At 63.7% G+C, this 19,813-nt stretch carries 10 protein-coding genes and 1 pseudogene; all 11 read right to left on the bottom strand.

Going from position 1 to position 19,813, the window contains the following annotated elements; genetic code table 11:
• Nucleotides 1-717: 717 nt before the first annotated feature.
• Nucleotides 718-2,799, bottom strand: a complete 2,082-nt coding sequence (gene pbpC / locus ACZ9EJ_RS19940; protein ID WP_046631664.1) for a penicillin-binding protein 1C — start codon at nucleotides 2,797-2,799, stop codon at nucleotides 718-720.
• Nucleotides 2,800-2,815: 16 nt separating this feature from the next.
• A complete protein-coding gene (locus ACZ9EJ_RS19935; RefSeq protein WP_046641772.1) occupies nucleotides 2,816-8,263 on the bottom strand; it encodes an alpha-2-macroglobulin family protein in 5,448 nt (1,815 codons plus the stop codon).
• 136 nt (nucleotides 8,264-8,399) lie between these two features.
• Nucleotides 8,400-9,149, bottom strand: a complete 750-nt coding sequence (locus ACZ9EJ_RS19930; protein WP_046631660.1) for an SDR family NAD(P)-dependent oxidoreductase — start codon at nucleotides 9,147-9,149, stop codon at nucleotides 8,400-8,402.
• Between the two features lie 878 nt (nucleotides 9,150-10,027).
• Nucleotides 10,028-11,656, bottom strand: a pseudogene (locus tag ACZ9EJ_RS19925) (acyl-CoA synthetase); the annotation flags it as partial.
• On the bottom strand, nucleotides 11,653-12,822 hold the full coding sequence (locus ACZ9EJ_RS19920; protein WP_046641771.1) for an acetyl-CoA acetyltransferase: 1,170 nt from the start codon (nucleotides 12,820-12,822) through the stop codon (nucleotides 11,653-11,655). The gene ACZ9EJ_RS19920 and the pseudogene ACZ9EJ_RS19925, both read right to left, overlap by 4 nt.
• Nucleotides 12,823-12,838: 16 nt before the next feature.
• On the bottom strand, nucleotides 12,839-13,720 hold the full coding sequence (locus ACZ9EJ_RS19915; protein ID WP_046641770.1) for an IclR family transcriptional regulator: 882 nt from the start codon (nucleotides 13,718-13,720) through the stop codon (nucleotides 12,839-12,841).
• Nucleotides 13,721-13,755: 35 nt separating this feature from the next.
• On the bottom strand, nucleotides 13,756-14,775 hold the full coding sequence (locus ACZ9EJ_RS19910) for a TRAP transporter substrate-binding protein (protein ID WP_046631655.1): 1,020 nt from the start codon (nucleotides 14,773-14,775) through the stop codon (nucleotides 13,756-13,758).
• Nucleotides 14,776-14,824: 49 nt separating this feature from the next.
• The gene (locus ACZ9EJ_RS19905; protein WP_046641779.1) at nucleotides 14,825-16,681 is read right to left on the bottom strand and encodes a TRAP transporter large permease; all 1,857 of its coding nucleotides are present in this window, start codon (nucleotides 16,679-16,681) and stop codon (nucleotides 14,825-14,827) included.
• A 324-nt stretch (nucleotides 16,682-17,005) separates the two neighbouring features.
• On the bottom strand, nucleotides 17,006-17,809 hold the full coding sequence (locus ACZ9EJ_RS19900) for an SDR family NAD(P)-dependent oxidoreductase (RefSeq protein WP_046641769.1): 804 nt from the start codon (nucleotides 17,807-17,809) through the stop codon (nucleotides 17,006-17,008).
• Between the two features lie 166 nt (nucleotides 17,810-17,975).
• Complete coding sequence (locus ACZ9EJ_RS19895) at nucleotides 17,976-18,557, bottom strand: DUF2239 family protein (RefSeq protein ID WP_046641768.1); 582 nt, start codon at nucleotides 18,555-18,557, stop codon at nucleotides 17,976-17,978.
• Between the two features lie 59 nt (nucleotides 18,558-18,616).
• Entirely contained in the window at nucleotides 18,617-19,696 is a 1,080-nt protein-coding gene (locus ACZ9EJ_RS19890) for an acyltransferase family protein (protein ID WP_046641767.1), read from the bottom strand.
• Between the last annotated feature and the right edge of the window lie 117 nt (nucleotides 19,697-19,813).

The raw sequence follows: 19,813 nt of genomic DNA, 5'->3' as shown, positions 1-19,813 counted from the left end.
GCCCGCGAGGAAGAAGATCACCAGCTACATGGCCTTCCCGCTTACCCGCATCTGCCGGGTGAAACGGTTATTTGTTTAGGAGAGGGTGTCTCCAGCCGATCTCCCCCCTTGAGGGGGAGATGTCCGGCAGGACAGAGGGGGGTATGGCGGGTACGCCTTCCAACGCTGTCTCTCCATGTTTGCCCGTGGATAATGGGTCGCCGCTTCCCAGCATCTCCAGTGACTTAACCGCCTCATCATCCCCACCCCTCGCCACCATGCCTACAATCCTACCGCTTCCGTCGCCGGAGTGTTTCGCGAGACGTTCGCGGGCAGGCGGAGGCCGGCGCTTTCATTGGAACCGTAACGTGCGGGGATGGTGGAAGAGGTCAAAACCATGGAGTGCTCATCGCAAGACGAACATTCCTATCAAGCCTCCCCCGGACAGCCATGTCCGGTTCGGTTGAGCCGTGCAAGTGGCAGGCCTGTCCCGAAAGGATGGGCGCAAACAAAGCCACGCAGCGAGGCGAGGTGATCACCTGTAGGGGAGGGACACCCCGAAAAGACGCCGAAGGCCACGCGAATGCGGAGCCACCTATTAAAATCTATTGAGGTTCCGCATTCGTGTGGGCTCTCCGATCTTTGAAAACCACGGCAGGCGACTGCGCGGGGCGCCGGAGTGCTGGCCGAAAGCGAGCGGACGCCCGAGCGCCTTCCCGCGCGAAGGCTCCAACATCTCTATTCCACGAAAACTCGAACGCTCGCGGCGCGGCCGGCGGCGTCGATCACGGTCAGCGTCGAATAACCGGCGCCGTCGGGTTTCCACTCGCTGGTGCGGCGACGGGACAGTTCGCTGAGCGGCTTGCCGTTGGCGAGCCAGCGGAAGGGTGCCCGGCCGCCCTGCAGCTTCAGGACCAGCGGCGAAATATCGCCCGATTGCGCCCCGAGATCGACGCGCGCGCCTTCCGGCGGATAGACGATCTGCGGCGCCGGCTCCCGCGTCGAGGCGGAAATGAGCCCATTCGCGGTCATCGAGAACCGCCTCTGGCTGATCGGCAGTTCGGGCTGGGCAATGCGGACGGCACCCGATGGCGCCGATGGCAGCGGCGTGATCGGTACGCCGGATTTCGAAAAGGCCTCGAACAGGATCGGCGCCGCCGTCTGATAGCCGGCAATCCCCGGCACCGCACCATTGTCCGGCCGGCCGACCCAGACGCCCAGCACATATCGCCCGTCGAACCCGACCGACCAGGCATCGCGATAGCCGTAGCTCGTGCCGGTCTTGTAGGCGATGCCGAGCCTGCGGCTGCCCTGCGGCGGCAGCACGTCCGACAGAATGTCGGCGACGTTCCACACCGCCTGCGGCTCGAGCAGCGGCTCGCCGTCGATCATGCCCGGCTGGTCCTCTATGCCGTTGCCAATCCTCATCGGATTGCCGCGATTGGCGAGCGCTGCATAGGCCTGCACCAGATCCTTGAGCGTGATGCCGACGCCGCCGAGGCCGATCGCCAGACCCGGCGCCTCGTTGGCCGGCAGGACCGGCCGCACATCCGCGCGGCGGAAACGGATCATCAGCCGCGACGGCCCGACGGCATCCAGCAGCCGCACCGCGGGCACGTTGAGCGACAGTTGCAGGGCCTGCCGGACGCTGACGTCGCCCTGATAAGTCATGTCGAAATTTTTCGGCCGGTAACCGAAGAAATCCGCCGGCCGGTCCTCGATGATCGTCTCCTGGGACACCAGCCCCTGCTCGAAGGCGAGCCCATAGATGAACGGCTTCAGCGTCGAGCCGGGAGAGCGGTTGACCCGCGTCATGTCCACCCAGCCGGAGCGGCTCGCATCGAAATAATCGGCAGAGCCGACCTCGCCGACGATCGCACCGGTCGTGATGTCGGCCATCACCATGGCGACGGAAACCTTGGGGCTGAGCTTCACCGAAGCTTCCCTCGCGACCTGCTCCAGCCCCTGCTGGACACTTCGTCTCAAGGTCGTCTTATGCTGTTCGATCTTCGGCTGCTTGCGGATAGCCGCTTCGGCGAGATGCGCCGCATAGGCCGGCAATTGCAGGCGCCGGGTGGGAATGCCGTCACTCGACGCCCGCTCCGCCTCGCCGTCGCCGGTAACCGCGGCCACGGCCGAGCGCATCAGCACCCGCTCCCGCGCCGCTTTCGCTATCCTGAAATGCCGGTCCGGCCGCCGGCCTTCCGGCGATTGCGGCAGGGCGACGAGAAGGGCGGCTTCCGCCACCGTCAGCCGCCGCGGCTCCTTGCCGAAATAGGCAAGGCTTGCGGCCCGCACGCCTTCTAGATTGCCGCCATAAGGCGCATGGGTGAGGTAGAGTTCGAGAATTTCCGTCTTGGACAGCCGCCGTTCTATCTGGACCGCGCGCACGACCTGGCGGAGTTTTGCCGCAACGGACCGGCTCTCGCGCGGCTCGATCAGCCGAGCCACCTGCATCGACAGCGTCGAGGCGCCCGAAACGACACGACCGTTGGTGACAAGCTGCAGCATCGCTCGCCCGAGCGCCCACGGATCGACGCCGGAATGCTGGTAGAAACGCTGATCCTCATAGGCGACCAGCATTTTGAGGAACCGTGGATCGACATTCTCGATCGTCGTGCGAAGCCGCCAGCGGCCTTCGGGTGTCGCAAAGGCGCGCAGCAGTTCGCCATCCGCATCCAGCACTTCGGCGGAAGCCACCCGCGCCCTTTCGAGCGGCGGCGGATAGGCCCTGTCGGCCGCTTCGAGGCCGGCGATCAGCCCCGCCGCAGTGACGAGGGCGATCACCAGACCGATCGAAAGTTTCCACCTGAGCTTCATCGGAACGAGCTGCCGCTTACTGGGCGGCCAGCACCTCCATCTTGCCCATTGCGGTACGGGCCGAGAACTGCGGACGATACATGTCCTCGACCTGGGCCGCCGGATGATCGTAGACGCCGGGCGTCACGGCACGGACCACATAGGCGAGCGTTATCTCGCGGTTGTCGCCGGCGCTCCGGTCGAAGGCCGCGACGAAACGGTCGTTGCGGAACTCGGTGTGGGCTGCCTGCACTTCCTCGATCCAGTCGAAGTTGGCAAGGCTCGCGCTGTTGACGATGCTCGGGTTGTCGATCTCGAACCCGGCCGGCAGAAGATCGGTGACGACGATGCGCGACGGCCAGCTATTGCTCTCGGTGATCGTGATCACCGCGACATAACGCTGGTTCTGCTGCGCTTCGCTGACATTCGTCTCCTCCCCATCCATCGAATAGTAGGTCCGGGTGATCTGGAAACCGTCGCCGCCGGCCGGCAGCGGCTGGGCGGGGGCTGCGACCGTGGTGATCGAGGCCGACAGCGGATCGGCGCTGTTGTTCTTGACGGTCAGCGGATGGCCGATCAGCGCATCGCCGGTCATCTGCGACATCAGCGTACCGCGATGATCGGCGCCGTTGACCTGCAGGCGCAGACCGTCATCACCGTTCTGAAGCGCGCGGGCGGCGAGCAGCATCCAGGTCTGTTCCTGGGTGCTGGTGTATTTTTTCTGTCCCCATTCCTTGGCGACGATGGTGGCGAGCGCCGGAACAATCGGCGGCACCGGCCGGCTTTCGGCGGCAAGCGCCAGAACGGCGGCACCGTCACGCAAGGACGAGCCGTAATCCGAGCGCGACAGGCTGACCCTTTGGATCTGTGCGGCTTCCGACATCTGCAGCGAGGCCGCAAAGATATTCTTTGACCGCTGGGCATCGCCGTAAAGCGCCAGCGCCGCGGCGATATGGGCCTTGGCGAGCGGTGTCGGGAAATCGTTCAGCATCGTGTCCGCGTAATAGCGCAGGTCGCTGATCGCGGCCTTGCGGTTGCGGGCGAGCACATAGAGCGCATAGGCGATCTCGTTGCCCTGGTCCTTGACGTTGTTGGTGAAGCCGAGCGAGTTCTGCAGGCTGTCGAGAGCCTGGACGAGCGCCTGTTCCGGCACGTCGTAGCCCTGCTCGCGGGCGCGGCTGAGGAAGTCGCTCACGTAGGAATCGAGCCACAGGTCGCCGCCTCCCGGACCCCAGAGGCCGAAACTGCCGGCCGAGGACTGGTAGGACAGCACGCGATAGATCGCATCCTGGACCCGCTTCTTGACCTCCGTATCGTCGGCAAGGCCGTTCTGCACCGCCATCTGGCTGAGATAGAGAAGCGGCAACGCGCGGCTGGTCGTCTGTTCGGCGCAGCCATAGGGATACCGGCTGAGGCTCATCAGCAGCGCCGGGATGTCGAAGGCGGTCGAGCGGCTGACATTCACGCTGACCGAGGCGCCCGGCAGGATGCTGTCGGCAAGCAGGTTGGCATCCACCGTCACGCTGGCGCCCGGCTTCAGCTGGACAAGCCGCTGCTGGGTGATCGGCATGGCGGCCGGCCGCACCGGAATATCGAGCACTTGGTCCAGCGACATGCCCGACGCATTGGAAAGGCGGACCAAGATCGACCCGTCGCCCGGCTCGACACCGCGCAGCGCAAGCGTGACATCCGACTTGCCGCCAGCTGCGAGCGTGATCTTTCCGGTCCCCTTCTGATCGACGGCGACCGGCTTGTTGGTAGTGATGGCAAGCTGATAGTCGCCGGCCGGCGCATCGGTATTGGCGATATCGAGCCTCAGATTGGTCTGGTCGCCGGGGGCGAGGAAGCGCGGCAGGCTGGCGGTAATCACCACCGGATCGCGGATCACCACGTCCTTGACGCCATGCCCGACGCCGGTCTTCGACCAGGCGACCGCCATGACGCGCGCCGTGCCGTTGAACTGCGGAATGTCGAAGGAGACATTCGCCTTGCCCTGCGCATCGAGCTTTATAGGACCCGAGAAGAAGGCGATCAGCTTTTCCTTGGGCGGGCTCGACTGCAGCGCCGTGCTGCCGCCGTCGCCGCCGGTGCGCAACCGCCCGGTGGCTCCGAGCGAACCGTCGATCAGACGGCCATAGAGGTCGCGGATTTCGAGGCCGAGGCGGCGCTGACCGAAATACCAGTCGTCCGGCGCCGGAGGCTGGTAACGGGTGAGATTGAGGATGCCCACATCCACCGCGGCAACAGTAACATAGGCGTCCTCGTTGGCGCCCGCTCCCGCGACCTGCAGCGAAATGTTCAGCGGCTGGCGCGGCAGCGTTTTTTCCGGAGCGGTGATCGATACCTGCAGATCGCGGTTTTCCGGATCGACCTTCAGCCAGGTGACGCCGATGGCGCGCATCGGCATGCGGCTCTCCTGCGCCTGACCCGGACGATAGAGCGTCGCGGTGACATAGGAACCGGCGCCCCAGGCCGCGGTGACGGGGATCTCCACCTCGCCGCCATTGGCGCCGATGCTGGCGGTCTTGACCGCAATCAGGCTCTCGGAACCGGAGGTGATCATCAGCTCACCGGCATATCGCGACGAGACCTTGAGCTTGGCCGTCTCGCCGACCTTGTAGCTTTGCTTGTCCAGCGCGATTTCCAGCGCGTCCGGAGTCTCCGTCGAGGTCGCGGTCACAAACCAGCCGGCATCGAATTCGACGCTGGAGGTGGGGCCACCGATATCTGCCGTTTCGACCTCGAGCCGGTAGCGGCCCCACTTGACCGGCACGGAAACCTTGCCGCCATCGGCGGTAACATTCACCGTGCCGTTGGCAGCCTGGCTGGTGCGGGTCACCGGCTCATATCGCCAGGACGAACCGTCGCGATACCACTGGTAATCTCGGTCGATCTTGATCAGCTTCCAGGGCAGGTTCTGGATAGCCTGCTTCTTGCCGGCGGCGTCCACCATGATCACGGTGAAATTGCCGACCGAATTTTCGCCGAGATCGCCGGAGAATTCCGGCTTGATGCCGATCCGCGCGCCTTCTGCCTTGACCGGCAGGGTGATCGAACGCTCGATGGCGCGGCCGCCCGCCTCCTGCATGCGCACGACGATATCGGCATTCACCAGCTGCGTCGTCGAAGGTGCTTCGGCAACTGTCACGTCGAAGGTTGCCTTGCCGTCGTCGTCGAGCGGCTCGAGCTCCTCCAGCGGAATGCGTACCGCTTCGCTCGCCTCTTCATCGACGAGGCCGAACTGGTAGCCCGGGAAGGCCGGATTTTCGCGCGTCGTCTTCAGCGCGATTTCGCCTTCGAGATTGAGCCCGGCCGCCGGCGCCCCATAGAGGTATCGGCCGTCGATATTGACCGGCACCGGCTCCCCGACCGCGATTTCCTTAGCATCGCTGGTCATGTCGAACTCGATGCGATCCGGCACGAAGTCGTCGACGAGGAAGGTCTTTTCGCCGATCGCCGAGCCCTTGGGGTCAGTGAAGATCTGCATCGTCCAGGTGCCGCGCATCGAGGTGGCCAGCAGCGGCAGGTCGAGCGTGTAACCGCCGAGCGAACCGTTGTTGACCATGCGCCGATCCTCGACGCCATCCGGCCGCAGGAAAACGAAGGTGAGCGGCAGGTTCTCGATCGCCGTCGCATCGATATTGCGGGCAATCGCCGAGGCATGAACGGTCTCGCCGGGCCGATAGATGCCACGTTCGGTCCAGGGCAGGATGTCGATCGCGCCGGGCGCCGGACGCCCCGTGACGCCGCGGTCGGACAGGTCGAAGCCGGCACGGGCCATGTCAAGGAAGACATAGTCCTGGCCGTTGTTCTGGGCGGCGAGCACGGCCGGTACCATCGCCGCCGTGCCGCGCATCAGGCCGGCGGTAAACACAGCGCGGCCATCCGCATCGGTCTTCGCCGTGCCGAGGATTTCATTGTTCTTGGCGAGAAGCTGCAGGTCGACGCCGGCGATCGGCTTGGCGCTGCCGAGCGAGCGGGCAAAGACGTTGAGGCCGTCCGTGCCGGCATAGGTGGTGAGACCGATATCGGACACCACGAACCATTGCGTCGCCTTGGTATCGTATTCCTGGCTCGTGGCATTGGCGGCAGCCGCCGTCAGCATATAAACGCCCGGCTTGCGGGTCGGCAGCGCTTCGTCGACCGGGAAGCTGGTCACGACGTCCTTGTTGAGATCCTGGGCGATATCGATCGTGCCCTGCCAGACCAGTTCCCCGCTCTGCTCCTCGATCTGCGTGGCGTTATAGCCGTCCATCTGGGTCAGGAACTGAGAATTGGCGAGCAGCGGTGCAATGCTGCGGTCGCCGACGCGGTAGAGCTTCAGGTTGGCCTTCTCGGTGTTGACCGAGACGATCGGAATGCCGCGGCGCGCGGTCGACGGCAGCACGAAACTGTCGCCGGTGAAACGCACGCTCGCCGAACGGTCCTTGACGTAGATGTCGATATCCACCTGGGCAACAAGCGGCTCGTCCACGGAAGACGGCAGGCCGCGGCGCAGCGACAACTTGTAGCGCTGGCCATGGGCGAGGCCTTCGACGCAGATCTGGTTGTCCTTGGCTTCCATAGCCTTCGGCGCCTGGCCGTTGAGCACGACGAAAGGTGCGTAGTCGACGCCGATCTTCACCAGCGGTTCGGAGAACTGCACGCAGACCCGCGGGTTGGCGCTGTCGGCATCGACCGTGTTGCCGGTCATGCGGAAACCCTGGCGTTCGCGCAGATCGTTATAGGCGGCCTGCACGGTGCGGGCATTGACGAGCGCGAGGCTCGCCTTGTAGGCGTTGAGCGCTGCGCGATAATTCTGCTGCTTGGCCAGTGCTGCGGCGAGAACTGCCAGCGCATCGGCGCGGGTCTGGGTGGTGCGCGAAAGCTGGTAGCCATTGACCGCGGCAAGCGTGCCTTCGCCATCGGCGCTGCTGTTGTTCTTGGCGGTGCCGGCGGCGCGGGCAAGCTCGATCCACAGCGCACCGTCTTCGGGGATGATCGAAAGCGCGCCTTTGAAATTGTAGATCGCAGTATCGACATTGCCGGCCAGCAGCTGGCCCTGGGCGATCGTCTTGAGGTTCTCGACGCCATACCCCTTCTGGTTGTCGCCGAGCGACAGGCCATCCTTCTGATCACGCGCCTGCTGGAGAACCTCTTCGGAGAGGAAGGACAGTTTCGGCGGGGCGCCGATATCCGGTTCAACCGCCGTTACGACGATCTTGCCGGCCGTGGCGCCCTGGAACGGGTTGAGCTGGCTGTAATCCGACTTGAGGAAGCACCATTTGGCCTTCTCGTTATAGGTGAAAGCCTTGCAGGCATTGTCGCCGATGCAGGCTGCCTCGCATTGGGGCTGGCTGACATTCTTCACGGTTCTGAGATCGAAACCGAGATAATCGCTGTTCGGAGTGCTTTCGATCCGCCGGTCGGCCGCGGTCAGCGGCGAGACGGAGGCGAATGCGGAAACGATGAGAGCGAGAAAGCCGAAAAACGCGCGCCTAGACATAGAAAGTCCCCCCGTGGCTGCCGTCGGAAGTTGCAGTTTTCTAATCTATCCCGTGACTTGTCAACGAACCTCAGCGAGTCGCGTCGCCTATTTTTATGAAGAGATTGTCACAAGACGAATGGCGTGCCGGAACGGATCAGGCCATCAGCCCGGCAGCGGTAAATCCGCCATCGACGGCGAGAATCTGGCCGGTCACATAGGAAGACTGGCGCTCGTCGACGAGGAAGGCGATGGCCGTGGCGATCTCTTCCGGCCGGCCGTAGCGGCGCATCGGCACGGTGCGGTTCCACTCCTCGCGCGTCACGGCCGTGTGGGTTTCCTTGACCATCGGCGTCTCGATCGGCCCCGGCGCAATCGCGTTGACGCGGATCAGGTCGTCTGCGAGTTCGACGGCCATGATCTTGGTGAGCGTCACCAGCGCGCCCTTCGACGCGCCATAGGCGGAGCGGCCGAGATTGCCCTTGATGCCGGAAACCGAAGCGATGTGGACGATGGAGCCGCCGCCGTTCTCCCGCATGATCGGCGCCAGCGCCTGGGACAGGGCAAACGCGCCGACGACGTTGACCTCGTACATGCGCCGAAGCTGATCGGTCGTGGTCTCGGCGAACCGAACGTTCGAACCGATGCCGGCGCTGTTGACCAATGCCTGCAGCGGGCTGTGGAGCGCTTGGCACCGCTCCGCAAAATCCGCGATCGCCTTCTCGTCGGTGATATCGAGGAGAACGGCGGTGAGAAGACCGGCGCGATTGCCGAGACGTTCCATCAGTCGTTCGAGTGCTTCGGCATCGCGGTCGGCGGCCAGCACATGCCAGCCGGCCTCGATCAGAAGCTCCGTCGTCGAAAGGCCGATACCCGATCCCGCACCGGTGACGACGACGCTGCGCATGTTCAGCTCTCCCGGTTTTCGATGATGACCAGTTCGAAGGTGACGCCGACCGGATTGTCGCCCCGCGCCAGCCGGCCGTGATAGATCACCCCGTCCGTATCGACGACCGCAGCCTCGATCGAGGCCCGGAGCCCGTCCGGCGTCTTTTCCAGCACGCCGTTCTCGATGGCGATCTCGGTCGCGAGGCAGACGATCCGACGCCCATCCTCGAAGACGGGCTCGTTGATGCTGCCTATGCCGTAGATGCGGGCGCTCTCGATGCCATGCTCGCGGCAGACGTCTTCGATCGTTATCCCGACGTCCTCGTTCGGGCGCACCCGTAGCAGGATCCCGTTGCCCTCGCCGCTCTTGCCTTTGGCGGAAAACAGCGTGAAATTGGTTTCCGGATCGGGGATGGACGAGAAGGTCGCGGTGGCGCTGCCATAACCTTTGACTGCGATCGGTTGGCTCACCACACTGTCGAAGGGCAGCACATGCCCCATGCGCAGAGCCCCTTCGCCCGTATCCCAGACGCCATGGCAGTGCAGGAACGGCGCACCGTCCCGTTCGCCGACCATTGCGGTCGCGGTCTGGAACCTGCCGCCCGCTTCCGGCGCGAAAGTGTCGCTGTACCAGGCAACATGGTCCTCGTCCGGCGAGAAGGCCGGCAGGACATACCGGAACGGATCGCAGGCGCCGCCCTCGATATTGAGGAAACCGCCCTTGCAGCCCGCCTCCGCGAAAATGCGCGCCACCCCGGCCATAAAGACCTCGCCAGGCCGCAGGACGCCCTCGACCGGCGTCAAAGTGGTCCGTACCGCCTCTCGCCTGATCGGCGCGACAGGGCCCGGATGCTTGAGCTGGCGCAGCGCCGGCCGATCATTAGCCGGCTTATCATCAAGCTCGCCGCGCGCCTGCAGCTCCTCTCGGATCATCTTCTTGGTGATCTTGCCATAGGCGGATTTCGGCAGCGCATCCCAGAAGATGAACCGCTTCGGCATCTTGTAGCGGGACATCCTGCCGTCGATGAAGGCGAACAGGTCCCTCTCGGTCACCGCCGAACCGGGCTTGGCGACGCAGACGGCGATGCCGACTTCGCCCCAGAGCGGATCCGGCACTCCGAGAACCGCCACCTCGCTGACATCAGGATGGGTGAGAAGCTTCTCCTCGATCTCGCGCGGATAGACGTTCGAGCCGCCGGAAATATACATGTCGGAGGCGCGGCCGGTGATGTAGAGAAAACCCTCCGCATCCATATGGCCGAGGTCGCCCGTGCGGAACCAGCCGTTGCGGAACGCCTTCTCGTTGGCCTCCGGATTGTCGTAATAACCGGCAAAGATCGCCGGGCCGATGCAGCAGATCTCGCCGGTCTCGTAAGGCGCGACCTCCTCGCCCGCATCGTTCTGGATCGACACCTGCATGCCCGTGCGCTCTATGCCGCAGGTACCGATCCTCGCCGCTTCGCCGTCCTCGGGCGAATGTAGTGCTGGCGGCAGAACGGTGATCGCCCCGGTCACCTCACCGAGCCCGAAATATTGCACGATTACCGAGCCCAGGCTTTTCAACGCCCGCTTCTGGTCCTCGCGATACATCGGCGCGCCGGCATAGATGACGTATCGCAGCGAGGAATGGTCGTATGTGTCGGCAGCCGGATGCTCGACCAGAAGCTTCAAAATGGTCGGCACCGTGAACATGGTCGAGACGCGCCATTTTTCGATCAGCGCCCAGGCGGCGTCGATATCGAACTTTTCCGTCGGCAGCAGGATGGTCTTCACCCCATGCGCGACCTGAGTGAGCTGATGAACGCCCGCGCCATGCGACAGAGGGGCGACGACCAGCGCCGCATCGGCGGAGGTCACGCCCGGCATCAGGTCGCAGAGATGGTTGTTGATCACGAAGGCCATCTGGCCGTGGGTCAGCACCGCCGCCTTCGGCCGGCCGGTCGTGCCCGATGTGAAGAAGAACCAGCACGGATCGTCGCGCTCGACCCGCGCCTCGACCGGCTTCCTGCCACGGAATTCGTCAACGATTGCATCATGGGATGGCCCGAAGTCCGCTTCGCCGATGGCAATGACGAAACCGATCTGCGGATTGCTCTCCCGCACCACCCGCGCATGATCCGGGAACGAGGCGTTGCAGATCAGACCGGTCGCGCCGCTCGCCTTGGCGAGATAGGCGACCTCTTCCGGCGTCTGCCGGAAATTGGTCGGCACCCAGACGGCGCCGATCCGGAAACAGGCAAACATGCTCTCGAACATCTGATTGCAGTTCTGCGACTGGACCAGGATGCGGTCGCCCTTGGTGACCCCGAAGTGCTGCTGCAGCGCCGCGGCCATCGCGTCGATGCGGGCCTCGAACTCCTCCCAGGTCCACGTCTTCTCGGCCCAGACAAGCGCGATCCCCTGCGGTTCGCGGCGCATCGCCTGCGTCACGAAGCGGGCAAGGTTCATCACCCGCGTCGAACGGGGGCTCAGCCCGCCCTTCGGCTCAGTCCGATCGCCGACGCCAACCGAGGTCGTCGCATTCATTTCGTCCGCTCCAGGATCGACACGTAGTTGGCGACGGCAGCGCCGCCCATGTTGAAGACGCCGGCCATCGTCGCCTTCGGCAGCTGCATGTCGCCCGCCTCGCCGCAGAGCTGCATCGCCGCCATCACATGCATGGAAACCCCGGTTGCGCCGATCGGGTGGCCCTTGGATTTCAGCCCGCCGGACGGGTTGACCGGCAGGCGGCCGTCCTTGCGGGTGATGCCCTCGCGGATGACGCGATAGCCCTTGCCGGGTTCGGCAAGCCCCATCGCCTCGTATTCGATGAGCTCGGCGATGGTGAAGCAGTCATGGGTTTCGACGAAGCTCAGATCGTCGAGCGAAACGCCCGCCTCCGCCAGAGATTTCTGCCAGGCCATGCGCGCGCCTTCGAAAGCGATCGGATCGCGCCGCGACATGGCGAGGATATCGTTGACGTGATTGTGCGCCTTGAAGGCGACGGCGCGCTTCATGCCGGCCGCGACTTCCGGCGAGGCGATCACGATCGCCGCCGCACCATCCGAAACCAGCGAGCAATCGGTACGCCTCAGCGGCGCCGCCACATAGGGGTTCTTGTCGGACACCGTGTTGCAGAAATCGAAGCCGAAATCCTTCTGCATATGGGCATAGGGGTTCTTCATGCCGTTGGCGTGGTTCTTCGCCGCGATCATCGCAAGCTCTTCCGAACGGTCGCCATAACGCTGGAAATAATGGCTGGCGATGCGGCCGAAGAGGCCGGCGAAACCGCCTTCGACATCCGCCTCCTCCTCGCGGTAGGAGGCCGACAGCAGGATGTCGCCGGTCTCCCTGGTGGGCAGCGCGGTCATCTTCTCGGCACCGACGACCAGCGCGATCTTGCCGCGCCCGGCAGCGATGAAATCGAGCGCGGAATAAAGGGCCGCGGAACCGGTGGCGCAGGCATTCTCCATCCGCACCGCCGGTACATGATCGAACCCGTCGGCCGCCATCGCCACCAGTGCGCCTTGAAAATCCTGCTTGGAAAAGCCGTTGTTGAACACGCCGACGAAAATGCCGTCGACATCCTTGGCCGTGATACCGGCGTGTTCGAGGGCCGGATTGATCACCTCGGCCATCAATTCCCGCGTCGAGCCCGCTTCGGACTTGCCGAATTTCGAATGGGCCCAACCGACGATCTCTGCTCCTGCCATGACCTTCTCCTTTGTTTCAAACACGTTCCGGTGTTCTCGACCGGGCCGTCTGCGGCGCCTTTCGAGGCGCCGGATTTTCCGAACTGAATAACGATTTCAGCTTGCCCTGCACCCGCTCGACCTCATGGGCCAGCTGGGCCGCAAGCTCCTTCTGGCGCACCTCACCCATGCGGCTGTCGATCGCGGCGATCGACAGAGCCCCGGCGAGCCGCCCGTCGGGCAGCAGGATCGCCATGCCGATCCCCCAGGAATTGGCGATCACCCGCCCGGGATTGAGCGCGTAACCAAGCTCACGCGTGCGGACGACGTCCTCGCGGATGATATCCGTCGAATAGCCGGGATACTGGGCGGTAATGACGCCCTCGATCCGGCCGAGGATGGCCTCCACTTCCGCATCTGGCAATGCCGCCAGCATGGCGAGCGAGCCGGCGCCGACGCCAAGCGGGTTCTGGTCGCCGGTGAGCAGCGCGTGGGTGCGCACCGGATGCGTGCCCTCCTCGCGATGCAGACAGACGGCATAGTCGTCCCGCCGCATCGACACGAAACTCGTGTCGGCGGATTTGGCCGAAAGCCGTTTCAGGCTCTCGCCCGCCATTTCCAAGAGGCCATGCCGGCGCGAGGCCAGCATGCCCAGCACATAAAGCTCCCCGCCGAGATAATACCGGCGGGTAAGCTCGTCCTGCTCGACGAGGCGGGACCGCATCAGCGCCATCAGAAGCCGCCGGGCGGTGGGTTTGTTGAGGCCGCTATCGGCGACCACATCGGCCAGCGCCACGCCTTTTTCCGCTCCGCGACCGACGATGGAGAGAAGCTGCAGCGCCCGCTCCACCGCCTGCGCACCCGAGCCGGAAGCGGCACCTTCCCGAAGACCCGACAGGTTTTCGTTCACTTGTTGCATATGCCGCTTCCTACCCGATGCATGTCCGCCGCAGATCAGCTCAACGACTTGCCGATGGCCTTTTCGAGGATTGCCCAGGCCTCGTCGCCGTATTTCGACTTCCAGTCCTTGTAGAAATTGGCAGCACGCAGCTTCTCCTGGAAAAGCGCGCCGTCCGGCTTGTTGAACTTCATGCCCTTGGCCTCGAGCTCCGCCTGGACGGTGGCGTTGAGGCCCATGACATCCTTGCGCTGCAGCTCGGCGGCGGCGTTGAAGTGCTTCGAGACGATCCCCTGCAGATCCGCCGGCAGCGCCTGCCAGGAGCGGCGGTTGAGCAGGATCCAGAAACCGTCCCACATGTGGTTGGTCATCGAGACGTATTTCTGCACCTCGAACAGCTTGGCGGTCGTCAGGATGGCGAGCGGGTTTTCCTGCCCGTCGACGATGCCGGTCTGCAGCGCCGTATAGGTTTCGGCAAAATTGATGCTGGCCGGCGCCGAGCCGAAGGCGGTGAACATCGAGGTCCAGAGCGGGCTCACCGGCACGCGGATCTTGAAGCCCTCGAGATCCTTCGGCGTCGTAATCGGTCCCTTGGACGAGGTGATCTGCCGGAAACCGTTGTCCCAGATCTTGTCGAGCGTCAGCAGCCCCTTCTTCTCGATCTCGGCGCGAACATATTTGCCGAGTTCGCCGTCCATCGCCGGCCAGACCTTGTCATAGCTCGGGAATGCGAAGCCGACGCCGTTGAGCGAGGCGTTCGGCACCAGGGTCGACAGGATGATCGGCGACAGGCTGAACATTTCGACGCCGCCCGAACGCACCTGGTTCAGCATGTCGGTGTCGGCGCCGAGCTGGCTCGACGGGAAGATGTTGATCGCCATGCGGCCGCCGCTCTCCTCCTGGATCTTGGCGACGGCTTCCTTGGCGCGGACGTTCATCGGATGCGTCAGCGCCTGGTTGTTGGCGAACTTGTAGGTGAACTCGGCGGCGTTGGCCGGCCGCGTGCGGATTGAAAAGGTCGTGGCGATGCCGGTCGTGGCCGCGCCCAAAAGAAGCGTTCTGCGGTTGACGTTCATGAAATCCTCCTCCGATTTCAGTTCCTAGGTCTTTTTGGTCTCACGGCCTTCATAGGAAAACCGTCGAGAAATAGGGCACGGCCGCGATCACCAGAAGGCCGATCATCAGCGCGCCGATATAGGGCCAGATGGCCTTCATGGCTTCATCCGGCGAGACATTGCCGATCTTGCAGGCGATGTAGAAACCGATGCCGATCGGCGGCGTCATCAGGCCGATATTCATCGCCGTCACCACCACCATCGAATAGTGGATGTCGTTGATGCCGAGCGAGCGGGCCACCGGAAACATGATCGGCGCCATCAGCACGATCGCCGGCAGGCCTTCCAGCACGCAGCCGAGCACCATGAAGATCAGGATGGTGACACCCATGAAAGTCATCCATCCACCCGGCAGGCCCTGAACCGCCTGCACAAGCTGCGCCGCGAACCCCGTCTGGGTCAGCGCCCAGGCCATGGCGGACGCAGCCCCCAGGATCATCAGGATCGCGCCGGAAAGGGCCGCCGTCTCCACCAGCATGGAATAGACTTTCTTCAGGCTGATGCCGCCATAAAGCGTCGCGCCGATGATCATCGCGTAGAGGACGGCGATCGTCGAAACTTCCGTTGCGGTGGCAATCCCCTCGCCAACGGCGGTGCGGATCAGGAAGGGCAATAGCAGTGCGGGGGCTGCGACCAGAAACGCCTTCTTGATCACCGAAAGCGGCGCACGGCGAACACCGGCCATGGATTCGTGCCGCGCCTTCCAGCGCGCCAGGATCGCCAGCACCAGCAGCAGAACCATGGCAATCGCGAAACCCGACGTGAACAGCCCGGCAATCGAAACGCCGGCCGCGGATCCGAGCACGATCAGCACGATCGACGGCGGCACGGTTTCCGCCATCGCCGCCCCGGTCGCCAGCAGCGCGATCATCTCCGGCGGCTTGTGGCCACGCCGTTTCATTTCCGGAAACAGCGCCGGCGCGACCGTCGCCATGTCGGAGACCTTGGAGCCGGAAATGCCGGACACGAGGAACATCGAGCCGAGCAGGACATAGGACATGCCGGCACGGACATGGCCGAGCAGCGAGGCGAGCACCTCGACGATCGCCCTGCCCATGCCGGTCGCATCCAGCACGCAGCCGAGCAGCACGAAGATCGGCACCGAGAGCAGGATGATGCTCGACATGCCCTCGTCCATACGGCCGATCATCACGAAGACGGGCACGGACGTCGTGAAGGTCAGGAAAGCCAGCGTCCCGAGGCCGAAGCAGAAAGCGATCGGCACCCCGAGAACCAGGAACAGCGCCACAAACCCGACGAGGAAGATCGGAATGTTCCAGTTGCCGATCTGCTTGAGGCTCGGCCCGACGAGCCAGAGCAGCGCCGTCACGGCGGCGATCACCACCACGGATATCGCCACCTGCCGGAAGGTCGATCCCTTCAGCGCATTGACGACCGCGAGGATCAGCATCAGCCCGATACCGACCGGCAGGGCGGCGGCGCGGAAACTCATCGGAATGTTGAGCGCTGCCGAGGTGATGTAGGATTCCTCGATCGCGTATTCATAGGCCGGCCGCAGCATGACGCCGAGGAAGAGCGCCATCAGCAGCAGGGCGAGCGTATTCGCCAGGCCGCGCAGCTTTTCCGGCAGCATGCCGACGAAAAGCGTCAGCCGCAGGTGTTCGCTGCGGTCGACCGCCATGGCGGAGCCGAGCATGGCGAGCCAGAGAAAGGAGATCGACGCCACCTCGTCGATCCAGACGACCGGCAGTGAAAAGACATAGCGCGAAATCACCCCGGCCAACAGAAGCGCGATAATGCCAACGAGAAGTGCTGCGGCAACCGCTTCTACCGGCCGCATCCAGACGGAACCGCTCTGCTGCGGCGCCACGCCCTCAAGCCCGGCGAGCAGAGAAGCCTCATCCATGGGCTCGATCGTATTATGGGCTGCGGTCACGCTTCATCCTCCTCTGTGCTGAGAAGGGGACAAACGGAAGAAACACTCCGGATAATCGCGGCCGAGCCGCTAATCCGGGCGGCCTACACCCCTCTCCGGCGTAACCGCTTTTCCTCCCGACGTCCGGCTCCTCCAGCCATCCGCAGTGGTCCATGATCTGGATCTTATTCTTCTTCAAGTTGCCGGAGTTTGCTGAAGACAGACAGATTAGGCAAGCCTAAATTTGCCGCCGGAGTAGAAAACTTTAAAACCGATCCACATCATGGATCTTGTTCCAAGGGACCGGCAATAGCCTCAATTCAAGCTGCCGGACACCGTCACATGCAGCCCTCCATCGATCGGAAGCTCGACGCCGGTGATGTATTTTGCCTCGTCGGACGCGAGGAAAACCGAGGCCCAGGCGATGTCCCAGCCGTCTCCCTGGCGTTTCATTGGCGAAAGGGCGTCTCTTTTGGCCTTCATCTCCTCGGTGGAGCCATAATAACCGCTGATCTGTTTCTGGATGTGCGGCGTGTCCATCAAGCCCGGCAGAATCGCGTTGGCGCGGATGCCCTTGGCCGCATATTCGATCGCAATCGCGCGCGTGAAGTGGTTTAGCGCCGCCTTCGATGCATAATATGAAACGTATGGATAACCGGTCCACCGGATGGAGGCGAGCGAGGAAATATTGATGATCGCGCCGCTGCCCTGCTTCTCCATGATAGGCAGAACGGCCTTGCAGGTTAGGAACGCGCTGGTGAGGTTGACGTCCATCACCTTGCGCCAGCTTTCTTCGGTTGCCTCGGCCGCCCCGCCCGGCAGGTTTATGCCGACATTGTTGTGCAGCACGTCGATGCGGCCGAAGCGCTCCATGGTCGTTTCGACGACGGCAGCAATATCAATGGATTTGGTGACGTCTGCGGCAAGCGCCAAGCCCGTGCGGCCCTCGGATTCGATAACGTCGACGGTGTTCCTCGCCGCATCGAGATCGACGTCGACGCAGACGACGATGCCGCCCTCGCGGGCATAGGCGACGGCCGCGGCCTTGCCGTTCCCGAAACCCGGGCCGACCGAACCGGCGCCGAACACGAGAACGACCTTGTTCTTCATGCGATCCATAACTGCTCCTCCGAGCCACCCTCCCCGGCGACTCGAAACAACTTACGGTGCGGTTTTCATCCGGTCCATGTTCAATCGCGGACAGAACCTGTTCAAAAAGTACCGGACCGCTCCGAACCGCCTGATGTTCGGCCGCATTCCTCGGGGCGACCCGAAATACCGGACGTTATTTTTCTTCGGCGGAGCCGGCCCCGAATGCGGATCGAGCGAGATATCGGGCGTGGTCACGGACATCCTTCGGCCAACTCTCCGTCAGCTCCTTGAAGCGATCCTCCTGCCCGGCATAAAGCGCCCGCGCCGCGTCCTCATATCCCGGCTGATCCCCGCCGAGTGCCCGCATGAAACGGTCGGCGGCCTCCCGAGCCCGGCGCCTATCATCTCCCGAACGGCTGGATGCACGCGCCGCATCGACGAGCTTGCGCAGAACCACCGAGGCCCCGCCCGGCTGCTGGCCGAGCCATTCCCAATGCCGCGGCAGCAGTGTCACCTCGCGCGGCACCACGCCAAGCTTCGGCCGTCCGGGCCGCCGTTCCACCGGCTCGACAGGCTCCACATTGTGCGTGGGAAGGCGGCCGAGACAGTCTTCGAGCGTGCCGCGGAGATCGAGATCGACGGGCTTTCCCGTCACATCGTCGAAAACCAGAACGCCTTCATGGCCGCCGGCCTTGATCGCCGTCACGACCTCGGCCGGTGAACCGCCGGCAATGCGGTTTTCGCCTCGAAAAGCGGTCCAATGAAAATCTGCCATCTGCTTCCTCTGCATGGAGGAGGAGATTTATCCGGGTAAAATAAGCTCGTCAATCCGGATCAGGCGGTCCGCTGTCTAAGGCGCCCCAAACCGTCGCGAAGATGACCCGCGGCGCGGATGATCGCCCGACGCGCCGCCGGTTCGATAGTCCTTGCGATCACCCAGGCGACGAAAAGCAGGACGGCAACCAGCACGATGGCAACGATCCAGCGGTTCTGGTCCGTGCCGAAACGGGCAAACACGGCGTAACCGATATTCTGGTGCAGCAGGTAGAGCGGATAGGTGAGGCCGCCGAGCCCGATCGCCAGTGCCGGAGAAATGCGCAGCGACGGAGCCGCAGCGCAGACCGTAACCGCTGCGAGCGCCAGCGGCCCGATCAGCGCGAGCCCGACGGCACTGCGGTTCAGCCCGTATGTTGCGATGAAATCCGGCTCGGTCAGGAAGGGGGTGGCGATTGCCCAGCAGACGGCGGCTGCAAGCACAAAGAGGCTCGAAAGGGAGGCATGCTGTCTCACCTTGTAAAGCGCCAGGCCGAAGGCGAAGTAACCGGAATATTCGGTGATCAGCAGTTTCTGGATCGCGCCGCTGCCGATGAAGGCCTCGTTGACGACGGAAATCGCCAGCCATGCCAGCACGACAATGCGCCAGCCGCGCTCGAAAAGACCGGTAGCGATCAGCAGGAAGACCCAGAAGTAGAAGATGATCTCGTAGGCGATCGTCCAGTAGGCCCCGTCGAGAAAGGGCTGGCCGAGGCCGCGCGAGATGATGACGACATGCGCCAGCCATTGTTTGACCGTCGGCGGATCGAGGGTCGGCACATGCCAGACAGCGAGCACGATGGCGGTGATCGTCGCGCAGGTGATGAAGGTCGGCCAGAGCCGCGCGAAGCGTCCGGCGGCAAAATCATAGGCCGTGCGGCCTTCCGCAGACATGGTGATGACATAGCCGGAAATCCCAAAGAAGATCAGCAGGCCGGCATCGAACCACATGGCAAAGGGTGCGAGTTCCGGAAAGCCGATGCTGCCGCCCTCGCCGGAAATCCGCATGCGGAAACCGTAGTGGAAGGTCAGCACCATTAGCGCCGAAACGAGGCGCAGGATATCCAGGTTCAGCAGCCTTGGCGTCTTCGGGGCCGTCATCCGATCCTCTGGGGCGTGGAATAAATCCGCCCGACCCTATCGCACCCGCCTTTGGAAAAGGTGAATCCTTCCCCGAGAATATGAGCGTTTCCGGCTGTCCAACCTCGGGGGACACAA

The organism is Neorhizobium sp. USDA 3394 (assembly GCF_056280385.1).
This window is presented reverse-complemented; position numbering and strand designations above follow the sequence as displayed.

Coding starts and splice junctions, on each gene's coding strand:
- pbpC (WP_046631664.1), bottom strand. CDS start 2,799: ATGAAGCTCAGGTGGAAACTTTCGATCGGTCTGGTGATCGCCCTCGTC.
- ACZ9EJ_RS19935 (WP_046641772.1), bottom strand. CDS start 8,263: ATGTCTAGGCGCGCGTTTTTCGGCTTTCTCGCTCTCATCGTTTCCGCA.
- ACZ9EJ_RS19930 (WP_046631660.1), bottom strand. CDS start 9,149: ATGCGCAGCGTCGTCGTCACCGGTGCGGGATCGGGTATCGGCCTTTCG.
- ACZ9EJ_RS19920 (WP_046641771.1), bottom strand. CDS start 12,822: ATGGCAGGAGCAGAGATCGTCGGTTGGGCCCATTCGAAATTCGGCAAG.
- ACZ9EJ_RS19915 (WP_046641770.1), bottom strand. CDS start 13,720: ATGCAACAAGTGAACGAAAACCTGTCGGGTCTTCGGGAAGGTGCCGCT.
- ACZ9EJ_RS19910 (WP_046631655.1), bottom strand. CDS start 14,775: ATGAACGTCAACCGCAGAACGCTTCTTTTGGGCGCGGCCACGACCGGC.
- ACZ9EJ_RS19905 (WP_046641779.1), bottom strand. CDS start 16,681: ATGGATGAGGCTTCTCTGCTCGCCGGGCTTGAGGGCGTGGCGCCGCAG.
- ACZ9EJ_RS19900 (WP_046641769.1), bottom strand. CDS start 17,809: ATGGATCGCATGAAGAACAAGGTCGTTCTCGTGTTCGGCGCCGGTTCG.
- ACZ9EJ_RS19895 (WP_046641768.1), bottom strand. CDS start 18,557: ATGGCAGATTTTCATTGGACCGCTTTTCGAGGCGAAAACCGCATTGCC.
- ACZ9EJ_RS19890 (WP_046641767.1), bottom strand. CDS start 19,696: ATGACGGCCCCGAAGACGCCAAGGCTGCTGAACCTGGATATCCTGCGC.